A 21,074-nucleotide genomic window follows, 5' to 3' on the forward strand; every position below is an offset into this window, starting at 1 on the left:
TTGATGTCGATGAAGCCGTTCCTTGCTGCCCTTGCCCTTGGTGTCGCCGCGCTTTCTCCCGCCCAGGCCTTTGCCGGGGCGCCGATCGCCGCGCCGGTGGCCGATGGCGATGTCCAGAAGCTCGTCGCGCTGATGGCGCCGGAGGATTCGATCACGCGCCTTGCCGGCCGCGCCTTCGATACCGGCATGGATCAGGAAATCGCCGCCGACGCCAAGATGAAGGCGGTGTTCGATGCCAATCCGGGCCTGCGCGAGCAGGTCGGCGCGCGGCTGCGCACCGAATTCACCACGATCCTGGTCGGTGCGCTGCCCTCGCTGCGTGCCCAGCTCAGCGGCATCCTCCAGGCCGAGCTGACTCCGGCCGAAGTGACCGACACGCTCACCTTCTTCTCCAGCCCGACCGGCGCCAAGGTGCGCGCCTCGGTCTATGAATCGATGGGCGAGGCGCCGGGCCAGTCGCAGGCGGAGATGCAGCAGGCGGCGATCCAGGCGGTGATGAGCAAGATGACCGCGGAAGACTATCCCGCGCTGATGGCATTCGGTGGCAGCACCGCCGCGCAGAAGATGAACACGGTCAACCCCAAGATCCAGGCAGCGAGCCAGGCCTGGGCGGAGAAGCTCGTCGTCGCCAACAAGCCCCGGATGGAAGCGCTCGCCACCAAGCTGACTGCCGACTATCTCGCCGGCAAGCAGAAGGCCAACTGATGCGCACCGCGCTCGCCGTCTCGCTATGCCTGTTGCCGATGCCGGTGCTCGCCCAATCGGCACCGGCACCGGCGCCGATTGCCGTGATCCCGGCGGAGAATCTCGCGCTCGCGCGCCAGCTCGCCCAGGTCACCAACAGCGAGGCGATGACGGCGGCGCAGGTCACCCGCATGATCCGCGAGGCATTGCCGCCGATCTTCGCGTCCGATCCGGACATGCAGGCGCTGGAAAAGCAATATCCCGGCATCACCAAGCGGCTGCTCGATGCCGCCGAGCCGATGCTGCGCGAAGAGTCGATGCGCAGCCTGCCCAAGCTCTGGGACCGGCTGGCGGCGCTCTATGCGGCGCGGATGACGCCCGCCGAGCTTCGCGAAGTGATCGCCTTCTACAGCGGCGGCATCAAGGAACGCATGATGGCGGCGGCGACCAACGGCGCGCTCGATACCACGGGGCTGATCAAGGAGGCGATGGCATCGCCCGAGGGGACGATCAGCAAGGACAGCGTGATGTCGACGGTGACGCGCGGCGCGAAGGACGTGGTGGCGAACCTCTCCCCGGCGGACCGTGCGGCACTGGTCCGCTTCGGCGCGACGCCGGCCGGCCGCCATTACAACGCGCTGATGCCCGAAGCCGTCACGATCGCGACGGCATGGGCGAACGAGCCCAGCCCGGAGACGGACGCGAAGCTGATGAAATTGATGACCGGCATGATCGAGCAGGCCGGCAAGGAGTCGTCGAAGTGAACCAGACCGAACGCGAACGCCTTGCCCGCGAGGGCATGTACCGTCCCGAGTTCGAGGGCGATGCCTGCGGCGTCGGCATGGTCGCCGCGACCGACGGCCAGCCTTCGCGCCGCGTCGTCCAGTCGGCGATCGATGCGCTCAAGGCCGTGTGGCACCGCGGCGCGGTCGACGCCGATGGCAAGACCGGCGACGGCGCGGGCCTTCATGTCGACCTGCCCGTGCGCTTCTTCGATGACGCGATCGCCGCGGGCGGCCACCGGGTGCTGCCGAACCGGCTCGCCGTCGGCATGATCTTCCTGCCGCGCACCGATCTGGGCGCGCAAGAGGCCTGCCGCACGATCGTCGAGTCCGAGATCATCGAGGCTGGCTACACCATCTATGGCTGGCGCCAGGTGCCGGTCGACGTCTCGGTGATCGGCATGAAGGCGCAGGCGACGCGCCCCGAGATCGAGCAGATCATGATCGCCGGTCCGCTGCCCGGCACGATGGACGCCGCCGAGTTCGAGAAGGAGCTCTATCTCGTCCGCCGCCGGATCGAGAAGGCAGTGATCGCCGCGCAGATCAACGGCTTCTACATCTGCTCGCTGTCGACACGCTCGATCATCTACAAGGGCCTGTTCCTCGCGGAATCGCTGTCCGACTTCTATCCCGACCTCAAGGACGAGCGCTTCACCAGCCGCGTGGCGATCTTCCACCAGCGCTATTCGACCAACACCTTCCCGCAATGGTGGCTGGCGCAGCCGTTCCGCTGCCTCGCGCACAATGGCGAGATCAACACGATCCGCGGCAACAAGAACTGGATGCGCAGCCACGAGATCAAGATGGCGAGCATCGCGTTCGGCGAGCGCAGCGAGGACATCAAGCCGGTGATCCCCGCCGGCGCATCGGACACCGCCGCGCTGGACGCGGTGTTCGAGGCGATCTGCCGCTCGGGCCGCGATGCCCCCACCGCCAAGCTGATGCTGGTGCCCGAGGCGTGGGACGAGCACACCCCGGCCAAACATCTCGAGATGTACAAATATCTCGCCTCGGTGATGGAGCCGTGGGACGGCCCCGCCGCGCTGGCGATGACCGATGGCCGCTGGGCCGTCGCCGGCGTCGACCGCAACGCGCTGCGCCCGCTGCGCTACACCCGGACCAGCGACGGCCTGCTCATCGTCGGTTCCGAGACCGGCATGGTCCAGATCCCCGAATCGACCGTGCTCGCCAAGGGCCGGATGGGCCCGGGCCAGATGATCGCGGTCGACCTCGACGAGGGCGTGCTGCTCGGCGATTTCGAGATCAAGGACCGGATCGCCGGCGAGCATGACTATGCCGGGATGATCGGCGAGTTCGTGACGATCGCCGATCTCGCCGCGCCCGAAGCCGCGCCGCTGCATTTCGATCGCGCCGACCTCACTCGCCGCCAGGTCGCCGCGGGGCAGACGCTCGAGGACATGGAGCTGATCCTCGCGCCGATGGTCGAGACCGCCAAGGAAGCGATCGGCTCGATGGGCGACGATACGCCGCTCGCGGTGATCTCGGACAAGCCGCGCCTGATCAGCCAATTTTTCCGCCAGAACTTCAGCCAGGTCACCAACCCGCCGATCGACTCGCTGCGTGAGCGCCAAGTGATGACGCTCAAGACGCGCTTCGGGAACCTCGCCAACATCCTCGATGCCGATGGCGGCGGCTCGAAGGTGCTGGTGCTCGACAGCCCGGTGCTGACCAATGACGATTGGGAGCGGCTGCGCGCCTATTTCGGCGGCCAGTGCGCCGAGATCGACTGCACCTTCCCGGTCAGCGACAATCCCGACGACCTGCGCGAGGCGATCAAGCGCATCCGCTACGAGGCCGAGCAGGCGGTCCGCGCCGGCTGCACCGAGCTGTTCCTCACCGACGAGCATGTCTCGGCCGAGCGCGCCGCCATCGCCGGGGTCCTCGCCGCCGCGGCCGTGCACACGCATCTCGTCCGCCGGGGTCTCCGCTCCTACGCGTCGGTCAACGTCCGCAGCGCCGAATGTCTCGACACGCATTATTACGCGGTGCTGATCGGCGTCGGCGCGACCACGGTGAACGCCTATCTCACCGAGGCATCGATCGCCGATCGTCTCGGCCGCGGCCTGTTCGGCGAGATCAGCCTCGAGGAGTGCCTCAAGCGCCACCGCAAGGCGATCGACGAGGGCCTGCTCAAGATCATGTCGAAGATGGGGATCGCGGTGATCTCCTCCTATCGCGGCGGCTATAATTTCGAGGCGGTCGGCCTCAGCCGCGCGCTGGTCAACGACCTGTTCCCCGGCATGCCCGCCAAGATCTCGGGCGAAGGCTATGCCTCGCTCCACCTCTCGGCGATGATGCGGCATGCCAAGGCCTATGATCGCGGCGTCGCGACGCTGCCGATCGGCGGCTTCTATCGCCAGCGCCACGGCGGCGAGACGCATGCCTATTCGGCGCAGCTGATGCACCTGCTGCAGACCGCGGTGTCGACCGACAGCTACTCGTCCTACATGGCCTTCTCGCGCGGCGTGCGCGACATGCCGCCGGTCTATCTGCGCGACCTGCTCGAGTTCAACTTCCCGATCGAGGGCATCCAGATCGACCAGGTCGAGGCGATCACCGAGATCCGCAAGCGCTTCGTCACCCCCGGCATGTCGCTCGGCGCGCTGTCGCCCGAGGCGCACGAGACGCTGGCGATCGCGATGAACCGCATCGGCGCCAAGGCGGTGTCGGGCGAGGGCGGCGAGGACAAGCTGCGCTACACGCCCTATGAGAATGGCGACAACGCCAACTCGACGATCAAGCAGATCGCCTCGGGCCGCTTCGGCGTCACCGCCGAATATCTCAACGCCTGCGACGAGATCGAGATCAAGGTCGCGCAGGGCGCCAAGCCCGGCGAGGGCGGCCAGCTGCCCGGCTTCAAGGTCACCGAGTTCATCGCCAAGCTGCGCCACGCGACGCCCGGCGTCACGCTGATCAGCCCGCCGCCGCACCACGACATCTATTCGATCGAGGATCTGGCGCAGCTCATCTACGACTTGAAGATGATCAACCCGCGCGCGCGCGTCTGCGTCAAGCTGGTCAGCTCGGCCGGCATCGGCACGGTTGCCGCTGGCGTCGCCAAGGCGCATGCCGACGTGATCCTGATCGCCGGCCATGTCGGCGGCACCGGCGCTTCGCCGCAAACCTCGGTCAAGTACGCCGGCACGCCCTGGGAAATGGGCCTGACCGAAGTCAACCAGACGCTGACGCTCAACGGCCTGCGCGGCCGGGTCAAGCTGCGCACCGATGGCGGCCTCAAGACCGGGCGCGACATCGTCATCGCCGCGATCCTCGGTGCCGAGGAGTTCGGCATCGGCACGCTCAGCCTGGTCGCGATGGGCTGCATCATGGTCCGCCAGTGCCATTCGAACACCTGCCCGGTAGGCGTCTGCACCCAGGACGAGAAGCTGCGCCAGAAGTTCGTCGGTACGCCCGAAAAGGTCATCAACCTGATGACCTTCATCGCCGAGGAAGTCCGCGAGATCCTCGCGCGGCTCGGCTTCTCCAGCCTCGACGAGATCATCGGCCGCACCGAGCTGCTCCGCCAGGTCAGCCGCGGCGCCGAGCATCTCGACGATCTCGACTTGAACCCGATCCTCGCCAAGGTCGATGCCGACGATGCCGAGCGCCGCTTCAGCCTGTCGACCTTCCGCAACGAAGTGCCCGACAGCCTCGATGCGCAGATGATCAAGGATGCCGCCCCGGTCTTCGCGCGCCGCGAGAAGATGCAGCTGACCTACAATGTCCGCAACACCCACCGCGCGGTCGGCACCCGGCTCTCGTCCGAGATCACCCGCCTCTACGGCATGTCGACGCTGGCCGATGGCCATGTCCATGTCCGTCTGCGCGGCTCGGCCGGCCAGTCGCTCGGCGCCTTCCTGTGCAAGGGCGTCACGCTCGAGGTGTTCGGCGACAGCAACGACTATGTCGGCAAGGGCCTGTCGGGCGGCATCATCGTGGTGCGCCCGCTGGTCAGCTCGCCGATCGAAAGCTGGAAGAACACGATCATCGGCAACACCGTGCTCTACGGCGCGACCTCGGGCCGGCTGTTCGCCGCGGGCCAGGCGGGGGAGCGCTTCGCGGTGCGCAACTCGGGCGCCGAAGTGGTGGTCGAAGGCTGCGGCGCCAATGGCTGCGAGTATATGACCGGCGGCACCGCGGTGCTGCTCGGCCAGGTCGGCATGAACTTCGGCGCCGGCATGACCGGCGGCATGGCCTTTGTATATGACGAGGACGCCAGCTTCGAGGGCCGCGCCAACCCCGAGAGCATCGTCTGGCAGCGCCTGTCCTCCGCGCATTGGGAGGAAAAGCTGCGTGGCCTGGTCGAGGCGCATGTGCTTGCTACCGACAGCAAATGGGCCGCCGGCCTGCTCGAGGACTGGAACCGCGCGCTCGGCCATTTCTGGCAGGTCGTGCCTCGGGAAATGCTGACCCGCCTGCCGATGCCGCTCAACGACGACTCACCCGAGGCGGTGGCGGCTGAATAAGGTCCCGGCCCGCTACGTCCCGCTCCTCCTCTGGGAGTATCGGCGTGACTGGGGCGCGGCCGTGGCGGGGCTCGCCATCACCGCGCTGCTGGGCTGGTTCGCATGGGAACGGTTGCCCCGCGCCGGGCGCCCATCGACGGTGGTGACCGGGACTGTTCGCGATATGCGGCGCGGCTGGCAGCCCCAAAGCAAGTATCTCCTGGTGCGCAAGCCGCTCGCCGAGATCGACGTCACACTGCCCGGTGGCGGGACGGAGCTGCTGGCAGGCGATATCGGCCTGCTCGACCAGTGTCGGCGCGGCGGCCCGATCCGATTGCTGCGCCAGCAGACCAATAGCGGCTGGACGGACTGGGCCTTGATGGCGAACCCGTGCCCGCAGCGTGCGAACGGCTCGTCGCAACCGGACTCACCTGTCCGCAAGTCCTTGTGATATAAAGCCACGCAGATCCTGACCCCGACTCGGGAGAGTTCCATGCGTCTCGCTATCACCGCCGCCTTGTTCTGCGCCGCCGCCACCCCGGCCCTCGCCCAGCAGGCGCAGCCCCAGCCGACCACCCGCGACAAGGCCGAGGCGCTCGCCAAAGCGCTCAACAATCCGATGGTCCAAGAAGCCGGCGCCGCGATGCTGAGCAACCTCGCCGGCATCCTCCTCGATACCCGTGTCGGCCCCGCCGCCCATTATGTCGATCCGACGATCGGCGAGCAGGAAACGCTTCGCGACATCCAGCGCCGCAACGATCCCGAGTTCGAGAAGCGCTTCCACGATCAGGCCCGCCGCGCGGTCGCCACCGCCGGCAAGCTCACCCAGGACGGCATCGCGATGCAGGACTCGCTCGACCAGACCGCCGCGCGCCTGCGCGCCGCGCTGGCGCCGCTGCGTGGGATGCTCAACGCCAAATAAGCCTCAGCCGATGATCGTCGCGCTCACCCGCGGCGCCGGGGCGATGCCGAGCAGAAGGCCGAAGATTCCGAAGACCATCAGCTTGGCGACGCGCTCGCCCAGCTCCTCGTGTATGCCGGTCGCCTCGCGCTCGGCCGCTTCGGTGAGCAGCGCGCGGGCTTCCGCCGCATCGTCGCGCATCACCCGGATCGGGATGCCGCCCAGCGCCAGCGTCAACGGGCAGGCGGCGCGCGCATGCTCCAGATTGCCGGCATAGGCGAGCAGGCCATTCCACTCGAACAATGACAGGATCACCAGCGCCTGTGGCTGGCTATAGGCAATCGCGACCGTGTCGAAAGCATCGTCCCCCATGCGATGAGGCTCTCAAATGCACGGCTCGCCTGCAAGCGCTTTACGCGAGCGCATCCCGAGTCCTAAAGCGGGCCGATGTGGCAGCTCTATCAATTCCCGCTATGTCCCTTCTCGCGCAAGGTCCGGCTGCTGCTGGGCGAGAAGGGCGTCGGCTATGAGCCGGTGCGCGAATCGCCCTGGCTGCGGCGCGACGAGTTCCTCGATCTGAACCCCACCGGCCAAGTGCCGGTGATGGTCGATGACGAGCGCGGGGTCACGCTGATCGATTCCACGGTGATCTGCGAGTTCTTCGAGGAGACGGTGAACAAGGCGCCGATGCTCAACGGCACCGCCACCGATCGCGCCGAGATCCGCCGCCTGGCGATCTGGTTCGACACCAATTTCTATGCCGAGATCACCGCGCCCTTGCTCCACGAGCGCATGCTTAAGCGCGTCGTCTACAAGCAGTCGCCCGACGGCCAGGCGCTGCGCAACGCGATGAAGGCGGCGGTCAACCATCTCGATTATATCGATTATCTGCTCGATCACCGCACCTGGCTGGCCGGCCCGACGATGAGCCTCGCCGATCTTGCCGCCGCGGCGCAGATCTCGATCGCCGACTATCTCGGCGGCATCGACTGGAAGAGCCATGAGCAGGCCAAGGGCTGGTATATCCGCATGAAGAGCAGGCCCAGCTTCCGCCCTCTTTTGAGCGAGCGCATGGAAGGCATCCCGCCGCCCGCCGACTATGAGAAGCTCGACCTTTAGGGTGTCCTTCCCGTCACCCCGGCCTTGAGCCGGGGTCCCGCTACCTCGACCAGCGAGAAGAAGGCGGATTCGGCTCAAGGCCGGGATGACGAACTGGAAACGCGGGAGCCTCACGCCTTCTCATCGGTTCATCAGCCGAGGAGAAAGCGATGCTCGAACATCTTCCCCATTGGCTCGGCAAGGCGCTGAGCCCGCTGCGTGCCGGCGCGGACAAGCTGGTGATCGTCCGGCCCGAACTGGCTGGCGACGGCGTGATCCATCTCGCCAGCCCGGCCTTCGCCAATGGCGCGCGCCTGCCCGATCGCTTCACTGCGGACGGCGAGGGCGTTTCGCCGCCCTTGTTCTGGACCGGGGTGCCCGAGGGCACCGAGCGGCTGGTGTTGATCGTCGAGGATCCCGATGCGCCGACGCCCCAGCCCATGGTCCACGCGATCGTCTGGGGTCTGCCGCTCTCCGGCGATCTCAAGGAGGGCGATATCCGTCCAGACGAGGGCGAGGCGCTCGGCGAGGATGTCGGCCGCAACAGCCGCTTCGCCGAGGGCTGGCTGCCGCCCGATCCGCCCAACGGGCATGGCGAGCACAATTATGCCTTCCAGCTCTTCGCGCTGGGCGCCGGCCCCGAACCGGGCGAGAATCCCGGCCGCGGCGAAGTGCTGCGCGTCATGGAAGGGCGGGTGCTGGCAGCAGGGCTGCTCACTGGCACCTATTCGCGCGGCGAGGAAGCGCCGCTCGGGCCGGTCGGCGCGGGTGCGGTGGCCTGAGCTTGCACTGTAGGATTTTGCGTGTTGCTGTGGTGCGGCCGGGTCAAATGCCCGGCCGCTCTTTGCAGGGTTGATAATGCGTGCGGCTGGTCTCGCGGAACCAGGCCCGACGTCCAAAGCGAATTGCCTCGCGCGCGCACGCGCGTGAATGTCCTGGCTTTCGTGACTTTCCGGGCCCGGCTCAGCCGTTCACGATCGTCCCGCCATTGGGATGCAGCACCTGGCCCGACATGTAGCTGGCATCCTCGCAGGCCAGGAACAGGAAGGCCGGCGCCACCTCATTGGGCTGGCCCGGCCGGCCCATCGGCGTGTCCTCGCCGAAATGTTCGAGCTTCTCCCGCGACGCGCCGCCCGAGGGGTTGAGCGGCGTCCAGATCGGTCCCGGTGCCACCGCGTTGACGCGGATACCCTCGCCGACCAGATTCTCGGACAGGCTGCGGGTGAACGCCGTGATCGCGCCCTTGGTGCTCGAATAGTCGAGCAGTTCCTTCGAGCCCTGGTACATGGTGATCGAGGTGCAGTTGACGATCGCCGCGCCCTTTTTAAGGTGCGGGCGCGCGGCCTGGGTCAGGAAGAACATCCCGAAGATGTTGGTCTGGAAGGTGCGCCGCAGCTGTTCCTCGGTGATGTCGGTGATGTCCTTGTCGGGATGCTGCTCGCCGGCATTGTTCACCAGCACGTCGATCCGGCCGAACCTCTCGATAACCTGGGCGACTGCCTGGTCGCAGAAGCCCTTCTCCCCGATATCGCCGGCGATGGTCAGCGCCGCGCGGCCCTCGGCGCGGACGATCTCCGCGGTCTTCTCCGCGTCGTCATGCTCGCACAGATAGAGGATCGCCACATCGGCGCCCTCGCGCGCATAGAGCGCGGCGACGGCGCGGCCGATACCGCTGTCGGCGCCGGTGATCAGCGCGACCTTGCCCTGGAGGCGTCCGGAGCCGGGATAGCGCGGCTCCCATTCGGGCTTGGGCTCGAGCGCGCTCTCCTGTCCGGGCAGCGCGTCTTCGTGGATCATCTCGGCGGTTTCGCTCATCGGGGCATCCTCGTGGAATGCCTTGGGAAACCGGTGTGGCGGGCCGAGGTTCCGCCTTGTCGCGGCCGCCGCCGCCGGCTCGCAGGGGTTCAGCCGATGTGGCTGAAACCCTGCAGGCCGACCGTGGCGATCGTCATTGCGGTGAGCGTGAACGATGCCACACCGATCATCAGGCTACGGGTCATGCTTATCCTCTCCCTTCCGTCCGGTCCGCCGCCGATCATGCGACCGGAAGCGCCGACGCCGAGAAGAGCAGGATGCCATAGCTGAGAACGACTGCGCCGATGACGGCAACACTGTGCTGAAGCGAGCTGATACGTACGGCCATTTTAACTTACTCCCTGTGTGTTCGGCTTGCCGGACCATCCGGCCTGCCGATGCCAGATGATTTGCAGGGAGCGTGCCAGTTTTCTAAGTGCTTGATTTTACTAGAGGCGCGTTAGAAAGTTACACGCGGTTGGGAAATTTCACACCAAGCTATGGTGGATTTCACCAATCAAAGGCGGACAGTGACTGTCCGATTCCGGTCAGTCGACGCGGATGCAGTTCCGCCCGCCATTCTTGGCGGCATAGCAGAGCTGGTCGGCGCGGTGGAATACGGTGCCGAACACCTCGCCGGGCTCCGCGGCGCTCAGGCCGGCGGAGAAGGTGATCTCGCCGAGCGGCGCGTCGGTCTCGCGCAGGCGATAGCGCTTGGCGGAGACGGCGACGCGGGCGCGGTCGAGCACGTCGCGCGCCGCCTTCGGGGCGAGGCCGGTGAACAGCACGACGAATTCCTCGCCGCCATAGCGGGCGACGAGATGGCCCTTGCAGGTGTCCGACAGCGCTTCGCCGAGCGCCTTGAGCACGCGGTCGCCGACGACATGGCCGAACCGGTCGTTGACCGACTTGAAGTGATCGACGTCGCACACCGCCATGCAGATCTTTGCGCCGGCGGCGGCCTTGGCCGCATAGGCCTCCTCAAAGGCGCGGCGGTTGGGCAGCCCGGTCAGCGGGTCCTTGCGGGCATTGTCGCGCGCTTCCTCGAGCTTGGTGCGCAGCTCATTGGCTTCGCGATTGGCGCTTTCGAGCCGTTCCTCGGCGCTGCGGACGCGCTCGATCATCGTCGCGGTGATCCGGCCGATCTCGATGCCGTCGCCGCCCGAGCTCTGCATCGCCTGCGCGCTCGCCGCCAGGTCGCGGCCGAAATCCTTGGTCTCGGCGCGCATCGCGCTGACCATGTCCTGAAAGCCCTCGACCTGCATCTGCGTCGCGGCGACCAGGCCCTGGGCCTTCTCGATCGTCGCGCTGGGCGTGCCGGCGACGGGGGCGTCGCAGCCCAGCGTCTCGATGTCGCGCCGGGTCAGCCGGATGCCGCCATCGGTGAGCGTGTGGACGGCGCGGGCGAGCGGCCCGTCGGGATTGGCGAGCAGCTGATAGGCAAAGGCATAGTTGGCCGGATCGGGATCCAGCCGCTGATCGACCAGGAATTCACCGATGCGGTCGTACAGGTTGCGGGCGGCATCGCTGCCGCTTGTCGCCCGGACGGCCTTGGCCGCGACCATGTGCCTCAATGCCTCACCAGAAGTTCGTCCCACGGCAATAGGCTGCCGTGCGGCGGCAAATTACCGTCGAACTGCTAACATAGGATGAGCAAAATCGGCGCGGTCACCATTATTGCACCCGTATTTCAACGGGTGTGGGCCGCCCGATACTTCTGCACGGCTTCGAGCGACAGGCGAATATGGTCGGCCGGGCTCATGTTCGAATGGACGAACAGCACCTTGCCGTTCGGCGCGATCACATAGGAGGTGCGGCTGGTGATCTTGGTCACCGTGCCGTCGGGCTTGGTGAGCGCGACATCATACTTCTTGATGATGTCCGGGCTTGCCGCGGCGACGGCGAACTTGCCCGCGCACTTCTCGGCCGAGAAGGCTTCGAGCTTGTCGATATTGCCCGCGGTCATGCCGATCACGCTGGCGCCGGCCTTCTGGAAATCGGGCAGCGCCTCGGCGAACGCATGCGCCTCGGCATTGCAGCCATCGGTGAAGGCGGCGGGGAAGAAATAGAGGACGACCGGGCCCTTCTTGAGCGCGGTCTTGAGGTTCACCGTGAAGGGCTTGCCGGCCATCGCGCCGGGCGCGGTGAAGTCGGGCGCGCGCACCCCGGTGTTGAGCGATGCCGTGGCCGGCACGGCAAGCGTCAGGGCAGCAGCGGCGATCAGCAATTTGCGCATGGCGATCCTCCTTCTTCCTTCAGTCCCGCCGGCTAGCGCGTGAATGCGATGCCGATCCGGGCGTGGGTGTCGTTCTTGCGATAGTCGTCCAGGGCTTCACCATAGCCGGTAAAGACCTGGCCGAAGAGATAGAAACCGACGCCCTTGGCAACCCGGGCGAGCGGATAGGAAACGAACAGCTCGGCCGCGCCCTTGCGCGTCTCGACATTGCCCCGCCCGGTGAGCGAGAGCTTCAGCCCGTCCTGCTGGCCGATCGCCGCGGTGAGCGAGGTATAGCCGAAATAGTCCTTCACATCGGGCGCGCTGCGGATCTGGCCGACATAGAACCAGGCCTGGGGCGCGATATCGAGATGCCAGTCGCCGCCCAGGTCGAAGCTTTTCTCGGCGCGCAGGAACACGCGGTTGAGATCGACCGAATCGAGCTCGCCCCGCCCGTTCGAATCATGCCGATAGCCGATCGCAACCTTGGTCGTGTCGTTGAACGGGATGTCGGCGTAGATCTCGGGGCTGTAGTTGGTCGAGCGGAACGGCCCCGACGGCTGGTTCAGCGCCCAGAACATCGTCTGGGTGTAGGCGAAGCGCAGATTGCCGAGCTTGAGCGGGGCATTCTCGGCAAAGGGGCGGAAGGCGAAGCTCACCTGCAGCTTGCCGCCCGAATCCTTGAGCCCGAACGCGCCATAGACCGGCTCGTGCGGCTCGAAGCGGTCGACGAACGCCGAGGAGCTGCCGGTCGAACTCTGCACCACCGTCTCGCCCTCGGGAATCTCGGCGGCCGCATGCTGCTCGGCGGGCGGCACCGCGCGGCCGGCAACGCTGACCGGCACGTAACGTGCCTTGGCGAAGCCGTGCGGCGCCACGGTTGCCAGCGGCCCCGGCGCGCGCTCGAGCACCAGCCGGGTGCCGTCGATCGCGGTGATCTCGATCTGGCGCGGACCGGCGTCGGTCACCGCCACATCGCCCTCGTTGATCAGGAACACCTCCACGCCGCGCAGCGCCTCGGTCTCGGAGGCGGGCTGGGCGGGCACGGCGCGCAGGCTCTGAGCCGCGGCGGGCGTGGCGCAAAGCAGCGCGGCAGGGATCAGCAGGCGGCGCATGGGCATCGGCGGGTTGAGTGGCAGGGGTTTGTGACCTTGGCGAGTCAAAATCGGAGCGCTAGGGCATCCCCATGCCAGTGACCGCCGCCGATATCGCCCTTGCCGAACGCCTTGCCGATGCGGCGGGCGCGGCGATCCTCCCCTATTTCCGCGCCGAGCACGGCGTCGAAGCCAAGGACGACCAGTCCCCGGTCACCCTTGCCGACCGCGCCGCCGAGGAGGCGATGCGCAAGCTGATCATCGCCGAGCGGCCGATGGACGGCATCCAGGGCGAGGAGTTCGGGGTGCGCGAGGGGACGAGCGGTCGCGTCTGGGTGCTCGATCCGATCGACGGCACGCGCGCCTTCATCGCCGGCCGCCCGATCTTCGGCACGCTGATCGCGCTGATCGAGGAAGGATGGCCGCTGCTCGGCATCATCGACCAGCCGGTGACCAAGGAGCGCTGGCTCGGCGTGATGGGCCGCCCGACGCTGTTCAACGGCAAGCCGGCCGAGACGCGCCGCTGCCGCGACCTCAAGGACGCGATCCTCGCCACGACCTCGCCCGCCCTGTTCGGCGACGACCAGCTCCATGCCTTCGAGCATCTCGACGCCGCGGTGATGAGCGTGGTGCTCGGCGGCGACTGCTATAATTATGGCTGCGTCGCCAGCGGCTGGATGGACGTGGTGGTCGAGGCCGGGCTCAAGCTCCACGACTTCGCGGCGCTGGTGCCGATCGTCGAGGGCGCGGGCGGGCGGATGTGCGACTGGCAGGGCGATCCGCTCCACGCCGGCAGCAACGGCGAAGTCGTGGCGGCGGGCGACCCGGCGCGGATCGACGACATCCTCGAGGCGCTGGCCTGCCGCGGGGATCACCAACACGGACATTGAGCGCGCGACTCGAAAGGTCACGAAGGCCGCACCAATGGCGATTTTTCCGGCGCCTATTTTCCCGGTTTTCCCGCGATAACGCAAGTTTCTTGCGCGCGGCTTTTCCTATATTTCCAACAGTTTAAAGAGCGGCCGGATGCCGATCCGGCCGTGGCAGCCAAGCAGGCGAAATCCTACATTGCAAGCCTTGGCGTGCATTGGCAGGCGCCGGGTTCAGGCTCGCTGCCAGCGCCCGCGATCCGTTCCCTGCTGCTTCCCGCAGGGCTGCGTGGGTGCTGCGTGATCTAGCGGACGGCCTCGGCCGCAGCGTCGATCGTTTCGCGCGCATGCGATTCGTTGCCCTGCAAGCGCTCCCGATAGCGCTTCAGCCGAACCTGCAAGGCATTGTGACGCGCTTTGAGCAGCGCCTCGGCAGTATGGCGGAATGGCAATGCCGTGCCCTGCAGGGCCCGAGCCGACAGGTCGTTGCTCATCCGGAGGGTCTCGCCGCTTATTATGTTGTTGACGCAGAGCACGGCGCCGCTGGTCGCGTTCGAGGTACGCAGGATATTGCCGGAGACGGCGTTGCTCCGGCGCAGGACATTGCCGGATTGACGATTGGCCTCGCGCAGCCGCGCGAGCGTCTCGTCATAGTCGGCGCGGCTGTTGACGTTGACGAAGCTGCCGCCGCCGGCATCGGAGACTGCCTTCAGCGCTGCCGCTTCGCTCGATGGCAAGCCGAAGCCGATGATGTTGACGACTGCCCGGGTCTTGCCGCTGTTGATCCTTCGCGCGGTCGCCACCGGATCGCCTCCGCACGTCTCCTCGCCGTCGGAGACGACATAGATGACCTGTTCTCCTGCGGTGGACGAGCGGGCGAGCAGCGCCTCCGCTCTTGCCAGGCCAGCGGCGAGCGGCGTCCAGCCCACCGCCCGAATCCGCGAGACCGCGGCACCAAGCTGCGTGCGATCGTTCGACATGGGAGCCAGAAGATCGACGCCCGCGCAGGACCTGGCCTTGCCCGCCGCGCTGTTGTCGCCCTGCTGCCCGAAGACGAGCAGCGACGCCTCCACGGACGACGGCAGCCCATCGACGAAGCGCGTGGCGGCCTCGCGGGCGAGCGCGAGCTTGGTCTGTCCGCCGATCCGGCCCGCCATCGAGCCCGAGCCGTCGATCGCCACGACGACCCGAACCGGCGGAACGCGGGGCCCGATTCCGTCGCTCTTCCGTGGCTCCAACTCCGGCCGGTCCAGCCCGACTTCCTGGAAGCAGCGATCCGGATTTTCGGTGACGAACCGGCCGACATAGGCGCGCGCCTGCGCGGCCTCGCCGGCGTTGACGTTCTCCAGCGCCGCCGCCGCGTCCTTGGTGCCGTTCTGGGGGCCGCCGCATCCGCTTACGGCCATTGCCAGGAGACCGTAAACGCAGCCACGAGCGATCTCCCTGCACCGATCCACGGCTCAATCCTTCTTGCGGAACGCCTTGCGCTGGTCGTGGCGCTCGTCCTTCGATCGCTTGCCGCTCTCCGACTTGGCGGTGGTGCCCTTGCCGACATCGTCGCGCGGGCGGCCCTTGGTGTCGCGCTGGGCGGCGGCGCGGGCGCCTTCGAGGACCGGGCCGCAGGCCGCCGCCTTGGCATCGCCGACATCGACAAAGGCGATGATCGCCGCGAACGGGCTGGCGAAGACGCCGAGGCCGAGGCCCACGCCGGCGCGGGCGACCAGCTCGGGCGAGATCACGTCGATGCCCGGCCTGGCGAAATAGCCGTTCACGCCTACCGGCGACTGCGCCGAGAACAGGCTGAACTTCTTGGCGTCGGCGCGGAAGGCGAGGTCGATCGATTCGTTGCGGAAGCTGAAGCCGCCGCGGCCGAGCATCACGTTCTTCTGCGTGTCGATCAGGATCGGGTCCGCCGCCGCCACGCCGTTGCGCACGGTGAAACCGATCAGCCCGCAATTGATCTGCACCGGCTCCTTCAGCTTCTTCTCGAACATCTTCTGGACGAAGGTGCCGAGATCGAGCTCGGCGAGCTGGACGTTGCGCGTCCAGAAGGTGCCGCGCGGCAGGATGATCGCGATGCGGCCGTTCGAATGGGCGAGCGATTCGCGCACGCTGTCGCCGCTGCCGGTCATCTGCACGCGCGCCTTGATCGTGCCGCTGGTGCCGCTCTGCTCGACGCCCCAGCCGGCGAGCAGCGTTCCCATCGGCGTGGGCGAGAGGCGGATGTCGTAATCGGTGAAGACCGGCTGCTTGCGCGCGTTGATCGTGATGTCCGAGCTTACCGTGCCGCGCGCCATGCTGAAGTTGAGCGGGCTGAGCTTGAGCAGCATGTTGTCGAGATCGAGCCCGAGCTCGATGTTCGAGACGGGCAGGCTGGGCGCGCGGACGTTGCGCACCGTCCAGTGGACCTTGGCGTCGAAATTGCGCAGCGCATCGACGCGCAGCTTGGCGTCGGGCAGGAGGCGCGGGGTGCCGGCGACCTGGGTCACCGCGCCGGCCGCGCCCTTGGCCGCCAGGGTGTTGGGATTGTAGCCGATGAACGGGCCGGCATCGACGATGTCGAGCGTGTCGGTGGCGAGCTGGGCGGTGACGAGCAGGCGCGGGCGCGTCATCTTCACCGCCATCTTGCCGGCGATGTCCGAATCGCCGAACCGGCCCTTCAGCCCGGTGAAGCGCCATTCGTCGCCCGCCTTGGTCAGCGCCGAGCGGATCCGGTAGGTGCGGGTATCGGGCACGGCGATGCCGGCGAGCAGGAAGATGTCGGCAAGGTTCTGGCCGCGCATGTCCATGTGCAGGTCGGCGCCCTCGATCTCGGTGGCGCCGGGCAGCGTGCCCGAGACATCGACCTGGGTGCGCACGCCCTCGGCATGGAGGCGGAGCTGGTTCTTGCCGCCGGTCACGGTGGCGTTGGGCGTGAGCAGCGCGCCGTTCAGGGTGAAGCGGGTGCCGCGCGCGGTGCCGCCGCCGTCGAAGCGGATCGTCGAGGCGAACTGGGTGTCCTTCGCTTCGACCGTGTGGATGCGGATGCCCGCCTCGATCTGCATGCGCGGATCGACATAGCGGATCATCGTGCCCTGGAGCAGTGCGCGGCGGATGACCGGCAGGTCGAGCGGCTCGCCCTTTTCCTCGCTGAACGTCCAGGTGTTGCGCTTGCCGGCCTTGTCCCATTGCAGGTCGACCTGGCCGTTCTCGAGGCTGAGCCAGTTGACCCGCCGCTTGCCGGTGATCAGCGACCAGGTCGAGATGCGCGAATCGATGCGGCGCGCCTCGAAGAAATTGCCCTTGCCGGCCCATTCGGGGTTGGCGATGTGGATCTTCTCGGCGACGAACTTGACGTTGAGCGGATTGAAATAGAGCTGGAAGTCGCCCTCCACCTTCACTTCGCGGTGCGTCTGGCCGGCGACGATGCGCTCGAAGGTATGGCGCAGGAAGCGGCCCTTGGTGACGAACAGGATCGTCCAGGCCAGCACCAGCAGGCCGAGGATCGTCGCGACGACGGCGATGACGCTGGCCAGCGGGGTGCCGAGCGCGCGCAGCGGCCGGGCCGGGGCGTCGGCCGGCGGTGCCGAATCGGCGGCGACAATGGGGGCTTCGCGATCGGCCATCGGATAGAAAAGTCCCGCGGGCCGAATGAGTTCCGCGGCGAGCGCAGACTCCGGTTGCACCGCCCCACGCTTTGGGCTAGGGGCCCCGCTTTCCGCGATCGAGGAATACGCCGGCTGTATGGGCTGCCGCGCGCATTCGCAATCGTCGAACCATAAGGAGACGAAAATGCCCAAGCTCAAGACGAAGAGCGGCGTCAAGAAGCGCTTCAAGCTCACCGCCACTGGCAAGGTGAAGCACGGAGTCGCCGGCAAGCGCCACCGCCTGATTTCGCATAACGCGAAGTACATCCGCCAGAACCGCGGCACCTCCGTGCTCGCCGACGCCGATACCGCCCGCGTTATCGCGTGGGCGCCGTACGGCCTGAAGTAAGGAGGGCCTAGAAAATGGCACGAGTTAAGCGTGGTGTAACCACCAAGGCCAAGCACAAGAACATTCTTGAGCAGGCAAAGGGCTATCGCGGTCGTCGCAAGAACACGATCCGCATCGCCCGTCAGGCCGTCGAGAAGGCCGGCCAGTATGCGTATCGCGACCGCAAGGTTAAGAAGCGGACCTTCCGCGGTCTGTGGATCCAGCGCATCAACGCCGGTGTCCGCGCCGAGGGCCTGACCTATTCGCAGTTCATGCACGGGCTGAAGCTCGCCGGCATCGAGCTGGACCGGAAGGTCCTGGCCGATATCGCGATGCACGAAGGCGAAGCCTTTACCGCCATCATCGCCCAGGCGAAGGCGGCCCTGCCCCAGGCCGCCTGAGGCAAGCAACCGGATAGAAAGGGGCCGTGGATCATCGATCCGCGGCCCCTTTTCTTTTGCCCCGGCATCGGCCTATCCCCCGTTCCAAGGGGGAATCATGATTGTCGGTATCGATCTTGGCACGACCAACAGTGCCATCGCCTGTTTTCGCGACGGTGCGCCGCAGCTCATCCCCAACGCGCTTGGCGACCTGCTGACCCCTTCGGCGGTCAGCCTCGGCAAGGACGGATCGCTGCTCGTCGGCCTGGCCGCGCGCGACCGCCAGTCGACGCATCCGGATCTGACCGCCACCGCGTTCAAGCGCCACATGGGCACGCGCAAGCGCTACACGCTCGGCCGGCGCGCCTATGGCGCCGAGGATCTCTCCGCGCTGGTGCTCGCCAGCCTCAAGGCCGATGCCGAGCGCTTTACCGGCGAAACGGTGACCGGCGCGGTGATCACTGTGCCCGCCTATTTCAACGATCAGCAACGCAAGGCGACTCGCCGCGCGGGCGAGCTGGCTGGGCTCAAGGTAGAGCGGCTGGTCAACGAGCCGACGGCGGCGGCGCTCGCCTATGGCATCCATGAGCGTGGCGACCGCGAACCCTTCCTGGTCTTCGACCTGGGCGGCGGCACGTTCGACGTATCGATCGTCGAAGTGTTCGACGGGGTTGTCGAGGTGCGCGCCTCCGCCGGCGACAACCGGCTGGGCGGGGAGGACTTCAACGACATGGTCGCCAAGCTCGCCCGTGCGGCGATCGACCCCGAGGGAACGCTGGTCGCGCGCGGCAAGGAATCGCTGTTCCACGAAGTGCTCCGCGCCGCTGCCGAGCGCACCCGCCGCGCGCTGAGCGAAGCCGAAGACGCGCTGTTCGAGATCGTGTGGGAAGGCAAGGCGTATAGCCACCGCATCACCGCCGCCGAATTCGAGGCCGCCGCCGATCCGCTGATCCAGCGGCTGCGCGATCCGGTGCTGCGCTCGATGCGCGACAGCAACATCGCGGTCGGCGGGCTAAGCGAAGTGGTGCTGGTGGGCGGCGCGACGCGGATGCCGGTCGTGCGCCGGGCGGTCACCCGGATGTTCGGCCGCTTCCCCAATCACAGCCTCCACCCCGATCACGCGGTCGCGCTCGGCGCGGCGGTGCAGGCCGGCCTCAAGGCGCGCGATGCGGCGCTGGAGGAGATCCGCCTCACCGATGTCTGCCCCTTCACTTTGGGCGTCGACACCGCGATGCGCGATCCGACCGGGCGGCTGGTGTTCGGCGTGTTCGCGCCGATCATCGAGCGCAACACCGTGGTGCCCGCCAGCCGCGTGCACCGCTTCCAGACGCTCGCCGAGAACCAGAAGCAGGTCGAGTTCAACATCTATCAGGGCGAGGCGCGCGCGGTCGCCGACAACGTCCATCTCGGCCAGGCCGTGGTGCCGGTGCCGCCGCGCCCAGCGGGCGAAGTCGTGGTCGATGTGCGCTTCAGCTATGACGCGAGCGGGCTGCTCGAAATCGATGTCAGCGTGCCGCTGAGCGGATTGCAGCGGCAATGGGTGATCAGCAGCGGCGACGGCGGCGACTCGCCCGAGGAAGTCGCTGCCCGCCGCGCCGCGCTTGCCGAGCTCAAGATCCATCCGCGCGATCAGGCCTCCAACGCCGCGACGCTGGCGCGCGCCGAGCGATGTTACGAGAATTTCATCGGCGAGCGGCGGCAGCATATCGCCGAGATGATCCTGACGTTCGAGGCGGTGCTCGCGCGGCAGGAGCCGCATTCGATCGACGACATGCGCGCGCAGGTCGAAGCGGCGCTCGACCAGATCGAAGGCGAGCGCTTCCTGTGAGCGGATCGCCCTGGGCGCTGCTGGGGATCGCCAGCACGACCGACGCGCTCGCGATTCGCCGGGCCTATGCGCGCACGCTGAAGACGATCGATGTCGATAGCGACCCCGCGGCGTTCATCGCGCTGCGGAACGCGCTCCACGCGGCGCAGATGCATGCCGCGCAGGCGGCGGCGCAGGTGCAGCAGCCTGTCCTCGCCGACGGGCCGTGCGAGCTTGCGCCCGAGGCGGAGTCTGCGCCTGAGGACGAGGCGATTGCGGCCGAGCGCCCGGCCTGGGTCGACGATATCGAGGCGATCCAGGCGCTGATCTATGGCGACCAGCCGCGCGAGGCGATCTTCGCCGAAGTCGGCACGCGCGCAGAGCGGCTGTTGAATGGCCCCGAGATGGCGGAGATCCAGCACGCCGCGCAGATCGAGCAATGGGCGGCGCAGGTGATCCTTTCGGGCATTCCGCGTAGCAACGGGCTGCTGCTTCCCGCGCTCCAGCGCTTCGGCTGGCGCCAGCGCGCCGAGCAATGGGATTACCACCCAGCGATTCGCGCGATCGTCGATCGCTATATCGATTGCCAGTATCTCAACGATCTGCGCGACGGCAGGAGCCCGAACGCCGCGGTTTTCCGCCGCATCTATGAAGGCGCCAAGCCGCGCAGTGGGCAGCTCGCCGCTGCCGAGGAATTCCTCAATATGGTCCGCCGCGATTTCTCGACGCTGCCGCACGAGTTCCCGGCCGACTCGCTCGCCGCCTGGGACAAGGCGATCGCGCGGCGCAACAACCGGCTGATCGCCAGATGGGGCCGTGCCCGCAACGCCTTCTGGGTGAAGTTCGTGCGCTTCGCGCGGCGCTACAAGCTGAACTATATTGGCGGCGGGCTGGCCATCGCGGTCGCGATCCTGCTGGGCCTCGGTGCTATCGTTGCCACCAATGGCTTTGCGTTGATCTTCATCCTCGCCGGGCTGGCCAGCAGCCGCAGGAAGTAGCGCCAGAAACAGGGCGGTGCACGCTCGGCCAT

The 21,074-nt window shown here is 67.3% G+C and carries 19 protein-coding genes; 12 read left to right on the top strand and 7 right to left on the bottom strand.

Annotation, left to right across the window (positions count from 1 at the left end; translation table 11 throughout):
• The first annotated feature begins 3 nt into the window (after positions 1 to 3).
• The 5 genes from ABLE38_RS09990 to ABLE38_RS10010 all read left to right on the top strand — a co-directional run bounded on the left by ABLE38_RS09990 (position 4) and on the right by ABLE38_RS10010 (position 6,854).
• Positions 4 to 705, top strand: a complete 702-nt coding sequence (locus ABLE38_RS09990; protein ID WP_348973998.1) for a DUF2059 domain-containing protein — start codon at positions 4 to 6, stop codon at positions 703 to 705.
• On the top strand, positions 705 to 1,448 hold the full coding sequence (locus tag ABLE38_RS09995) for a hypothetical protein (RefSeq protein WP_348973999.1): 744 nt from the start codon (positions 705 to 707) through the stop codon (positions 1,446 to 1,448). The genes ABLE38_RS09990 and ABLE38_RS09995 overlap by 1 nt, the downstream gene beginning before the upstream one ends.
• Positions 1,449 to 1,483: 35 nt before the next feature.
• On the top strand, positions 1,484 to 5,953 hold the full coding sequence (gene gltB, locus ABLE38_RS10000) for a glutamate synthase large subunit (protein ID WP_348974484.1): 4,470 nt from the start codon (positions 1,484 to 1,486) through the stop codon (positions 5,951 to 5,953).
• A 61-nt stretch (positions 5,954 to 6,014) separates the two neighbouring features.
• Positions 6,015 to 6,383, top strand: a complete 369-nt coding sequence (locus tag ABLE38_RS10005) for a hypothetical protein (RefSeq protein WP_348974000.1) — start codon at positions 6,015 to 6,017, stop codon at positions 6,381 to 6,383.
• Positions 6,384 to 6,425: 42 nt separating this feature from the next.
• Positions 6,426 to 6,854, top strand: a complete 429-nt coding sequence (locus ABLE38_RS10010) for a hypothetical protein (RefSeq protein WP_348974001.1) — start codon at positions 6,426 to 6,428, stop codon at positions 6,852 to 6,854.
• Between the two features lie 3 nt (positions 6,855 to 6,857).
• Here ABLE38_RS10010 and ABLE38_RS10015 read toward each other — a convergent pair whose 3' ends face one another.
• Complete coding sequence (locus tag ABLE38_RS10015) at positions 6,858 to 7,205, bottom strand: hypothetical protein (RefSeq protein WP_348974002.1); 348 nt, start codon at positions 7,203 to 7,205, stop codon at positions 6,858 to 6,860.
• A 75-nt stretch (positions 7,206 to 7,280) separates the two neighbouring features.
• Between ABLE38_RS10015 and ABLE38_RS10020 the strand changes: the two genes are divergently transcribed.
• Together ABLE38_RS10020 and ABLE38_RS10025 are read left to right on the top strand one after the other, a co-directional pair.
• The gene (locus ABLE38_RS10020) at positions 7,281 to 7,952 is read left to right on the top strand and encodes a glutathione S-transferase family protein (protein ID WP_348974003.1); all 672 of its coding nucleotides are present in this window, start codon (positions 7,281 to 7,283) and stop codon (positions 7,950 to 7,952) included.
• A gap of 149 nt (positions 7,953 to 8,101) precedes the next feature.
• Positions 8,102 to 8,713 carry a YbhB/YbcL family Raf kinase inhibitor-like protein gene (locus ABLE38_RS10025; protein WP_348974004.1) on the top strand — a complete coding sequence of 204 codons (612 nt, stop codon included), beginning with the start codon at positions 8,102 to 8,104 and terminating at the stop codon, positions 8,711 to 8,713.
• 181 nt (positions 8,714 to 8,894) lie between these two features.
• On the opposite strand, the gene ABLE38_RS10030 is transcribed toward ABLE38_RS10025, so the two are convergent.
• The 4 genes from ABLE38_RS10030 to ABLE38_RS10045 form a co-directional block, all read right to left on the bottom strand.
• Positions 8,895 to 9,746: an SDR family oxidoreductase gene (locus ABLE38_RS10030; protein ID WP_348974005.1), complete on the bottom strand. Its 852-nt coding sequence runs from the start codon at positions 9,744 to 9,746 to the stop codon at positions 8,895 to 8,897.
• A 527-nt stretch (positions 9,747 to 10,273) separates the two neighbouring features.
• The gene (locus ABLE38_RS10035) at positions 10,274 to 11,290 is read right to left on the bottom strand and encodes a GGDEF domain-containing protein (protein WP_348974006.1); all 1,017 of its coding nucleotides are present in this window, start codon (positions 11,288 to 11,290) and stop codon (positions 10,274 to 10,276) included.
• A 125-nt stretch (positions 11,291 to 11,415) separates the two neighbouring features.
• Positions 11,416 to 11,961: a peroxiredoxin gene (locus ABLE38_RS10040; protein WP_348974007.1), complete on the bottom strand. Its 546-nt coding sequence runs from the start codon at positions 11,959 to 11,961 to the stop codon at positions 11,416 to 11,418.
• 32 nt (positions 11,962 to 11,993) lie between these two features.
• A complete protein-coding gene (locus tag ABLE38_RS10045) occupies positions 11,994 to 13,061 on the bottom strand; it encodes a phospholipase A (protein ID WP_348974008.1) in 1,068 nt (355 codons plus the stop codon).
• Positions 13,062 to 13,126: 65 nt separating this feature from the next.
• Here ABLE38_RS10045 and hisN point away from each other — a divergent pair, with 65 nt between their 5' ends.
• Positions 13,127 to 13,924 carry a histidinol-phosphatase gene (gene hisN, locus ABLE38_RS10050; RefSeq protein WP_348974009.1) on the top strand — a complete coding sequence of 266 codons (798 nt, stop codon included), beginning with the start codon at positions 13,127 to 13,129 and terminating at the stop codon, positions 13,922 to 13,924.
• Between the two features lie 284 nt (positions 13,925 to 14,208).
• On the opposite strand, the gene ABLE38_RS10055 is transcribed toward hisN, so the two are convergent.
• Positions 14,209 to 15,309 carry a VWA domain-containing protein gene (locus tag ABLE38_RS10055; RefSeq protein ID WP_348974010.1) on the bottom strand — a complete coding sequence of 367 codons (1,101 nt, stop codon included), beginning with the start codon at positions 15,307 to 15,309 and terminating at the stop codon, positions 14,209 to 14,211.
• A gap of 54 nt (positions 15,310 to 15,363) precedes the next feature.
• A complete protein-coding gene (locus ABLE38_RS10060) occupies positions 15,364 to 17,508 on the bottom strand; it encodes an AsmA family protein (RefSeq protein ID WP_348974011.1) in 2,145 nt (714 codons plus the stop codon).
• Positions 17,509 to 17,674: 166 nt separating this feature from the next.
• On the opposite strand from ABLE38_RS10060, the gene rpmI reads away from it, so the two are divergent.
• The 4 genes from rpmI (at position 17,675) to ABLE38_RS10080 (ending at position 21,042) form a co-directional block, all read left to right on the top strand.
• The gene (rpmI, locus tag ABLE38_RS10065) at positions 17,675 to 17,878 is read left to right on the top strand and encodes a 50S ribosomal protein L35 (protein WP_056616276.1); all 204 of its coding nucleotides are present in this window, start codon (positions 17,675 to 17,677) and stop codon (positions 17,876 to 17,878) included.
• Between the two features lie 14 nt (positions 17,879 to 17,892).
• Positions 17,893 to 18,258 (top strand): 50S ribosomal protein L20, encoded by a 366-nt coding sequence (rplT, locus tag ABLE38_RS10070; RefSeq protein ID WP_180146221.1) that lies wholly within the window; start codon positions 17,893 to 17,895, stop codon positions 18,256 to 18,258.
• A gap of 97 nt (positions 18,259 to 18,355) precedes the next feature.
• A complete protein-coding gene (locus ABLE38_RS10075) occupies positions 18,356 to 20,065 on the top strand; it encodes a molecular chaperone HscC (protein WP_348974012.1) in 1,710 nt (569 codons plus the stop codon).
• The gene (locus ABLE38_RS10080; RefSeq protein ID WP_348974013.1) at positions 20,062 to 21,042 is read left to right on the top strand and encodes a hypothetical protein; all 981 of its coding nucleotides are present in this window, start codon (positions 20,062 to 20,064) and stop codon (positions 21,040 to 21,042) included. Before ABLE38_RS10075 ends, ABLE38_RS10080 begins: the two co-directional genes overlap by 4 nt.
• Positions 21,043 to 21,074: the final 32 nt, after the last annotated feature.

This window comes from Sphingomonas sp. KR3-1, from assembly GCF_040049295.1.
Classification (GTDB): domain Bacteria; phylum Pseudomonadota; class Alphaproteobacteria; order Sphingomonadales; family Sphingomonadaceae; genus Sphingomonas.

What these genes read in the sequence shown, in the direction of transcription:
- ABLE38_RS09990 (WP_348973998.1), top strand. Translation starts at nt 4, where the DNA reads ATGTCGATGAAGCCGTTCCTTGCTGCCCTTGCCCTTGGTGTCGCCGCG.
- ABLE38_RS09995 (WP_348973999.1), top strand. Translation starts at nt 705, where the DNA reads ATGCGCACCGCGCTCGCCGTCTCGCTATGCCTGTTGCCGATGCCGGTG.
- gltB (WP_348974484.1), top strand. Translation starts at nt 1,484, where the DNA reads ATGTACCGTCCCGAGTTCGAGGGCGATGCCTGCGGCGTCGGCATGGTC.
- ABLE38_RS10010 (WP_348974001.1), top strand. Translation starts at nt 6,426, where the DNA reads ATGCGTCTCGCTATCACCGCCGCCTTGTTCTGCGCCGCCGCCACCCCG.
- ABLE38_RS10015 (WP_348974002.1), bottom strand. Translation starts at nt 7,205, where the DNA reads ATGGGGGACGATGCTTTCGACACGGTCGCGATTGCCTATAGCCAGCCA.
- ABLE38_RS10020 (WP_348974003.1), top strand. Translation starts at nt 7,281, where the DNA reads ATGTGGCAGCTCTATCAATTCCCGCTATGTCCCTTCTCGCGCAAGGTC.
- ABLE38_RS10025 (WP_348974004.1), top strand. Translation starts at nt 8,102, where the DNA reads ATGCTCGAACATCTTCCCCATTGGCTCGGCAAGGCGCTGAGCCCGCTG.
- ABLE38_RS10030 (WP_348974005.1), bottom strand. Translation starts at nt 9,746, where the DNA reads ATGAGCGAAACCGCCGAGATGATCCACGAAGACGCGCTGCCCGGACAG.
- ABLE38_RS10035 (WP_348974006.1), bottom strand. Translation starts at nt 11,290, where the DNA reads ATGGTCGCGGCCAAGGCCGTCCGGGCGACAAGCGGCAGCGATGCCGCC.
- ABLE38_RS10040 (WP_348974007.1), bottom strand. Translation starts at nt 11,961, where the DNA reads ATGCGCAAATTGCTGATCGCCGCTGCTGCCCTGACGCTTGCCGTGCCG.
- ABLE38_RS10045 (WP_348974008.1), bottom strand. Translation starts at nt 13,061, where the DNA reads ATGCCCATGCGCCGCCTGCTGATCCCTGCCGCGCTGCTTTGCGCCACG.
- hisN (WP_348974009.1), top strand. Translation starts at nt 13,127, where the DNA reads ATGCCAGTGACCGCCGCCGATATCGCCCTTGCCGAACGCCTTGCCGAT.
- ABLE38_RS10055 (WP_348974010.1), bottom strand. Translation starts at nt 15,309, where the DNA reads ATGGCCGTAAGCGGATGCGGCGGCCCCCAGAACGGCACCAAGGACGCG.
- ABLE38_RS10060 (WP_348974011.1), bottom strand. Translation starts at nt 17,508, where the DNA reads ATGGCCGATCGCGAAGCCCCCATTGTCGCCGCCGATTCGGCACCGCCG.
- rpmI (WP_056616276.1), top strand. Translation starts at nt 17,675, where the DNA reads ATGCCCAAGCTCAAGACGAAGAGCGGCGTCAAGAAGCGCTTCAAGCTC.
- rplT (WP_180146221.1), top strand. Translation starts at nt 17,893, where the DNA reads ATGGCACGAGTTAAGCGTGGTGTAACCACCAAGGCCAAGCACAAGAAC.
- ABLE38_RS10075 (WP_348974012.1), top strand. Translation starts at nt 18,356, where the DNA reads ATGATTGTCGGTATCGATCTTGGCACGACCAACAGTGCCATCGCCTGT.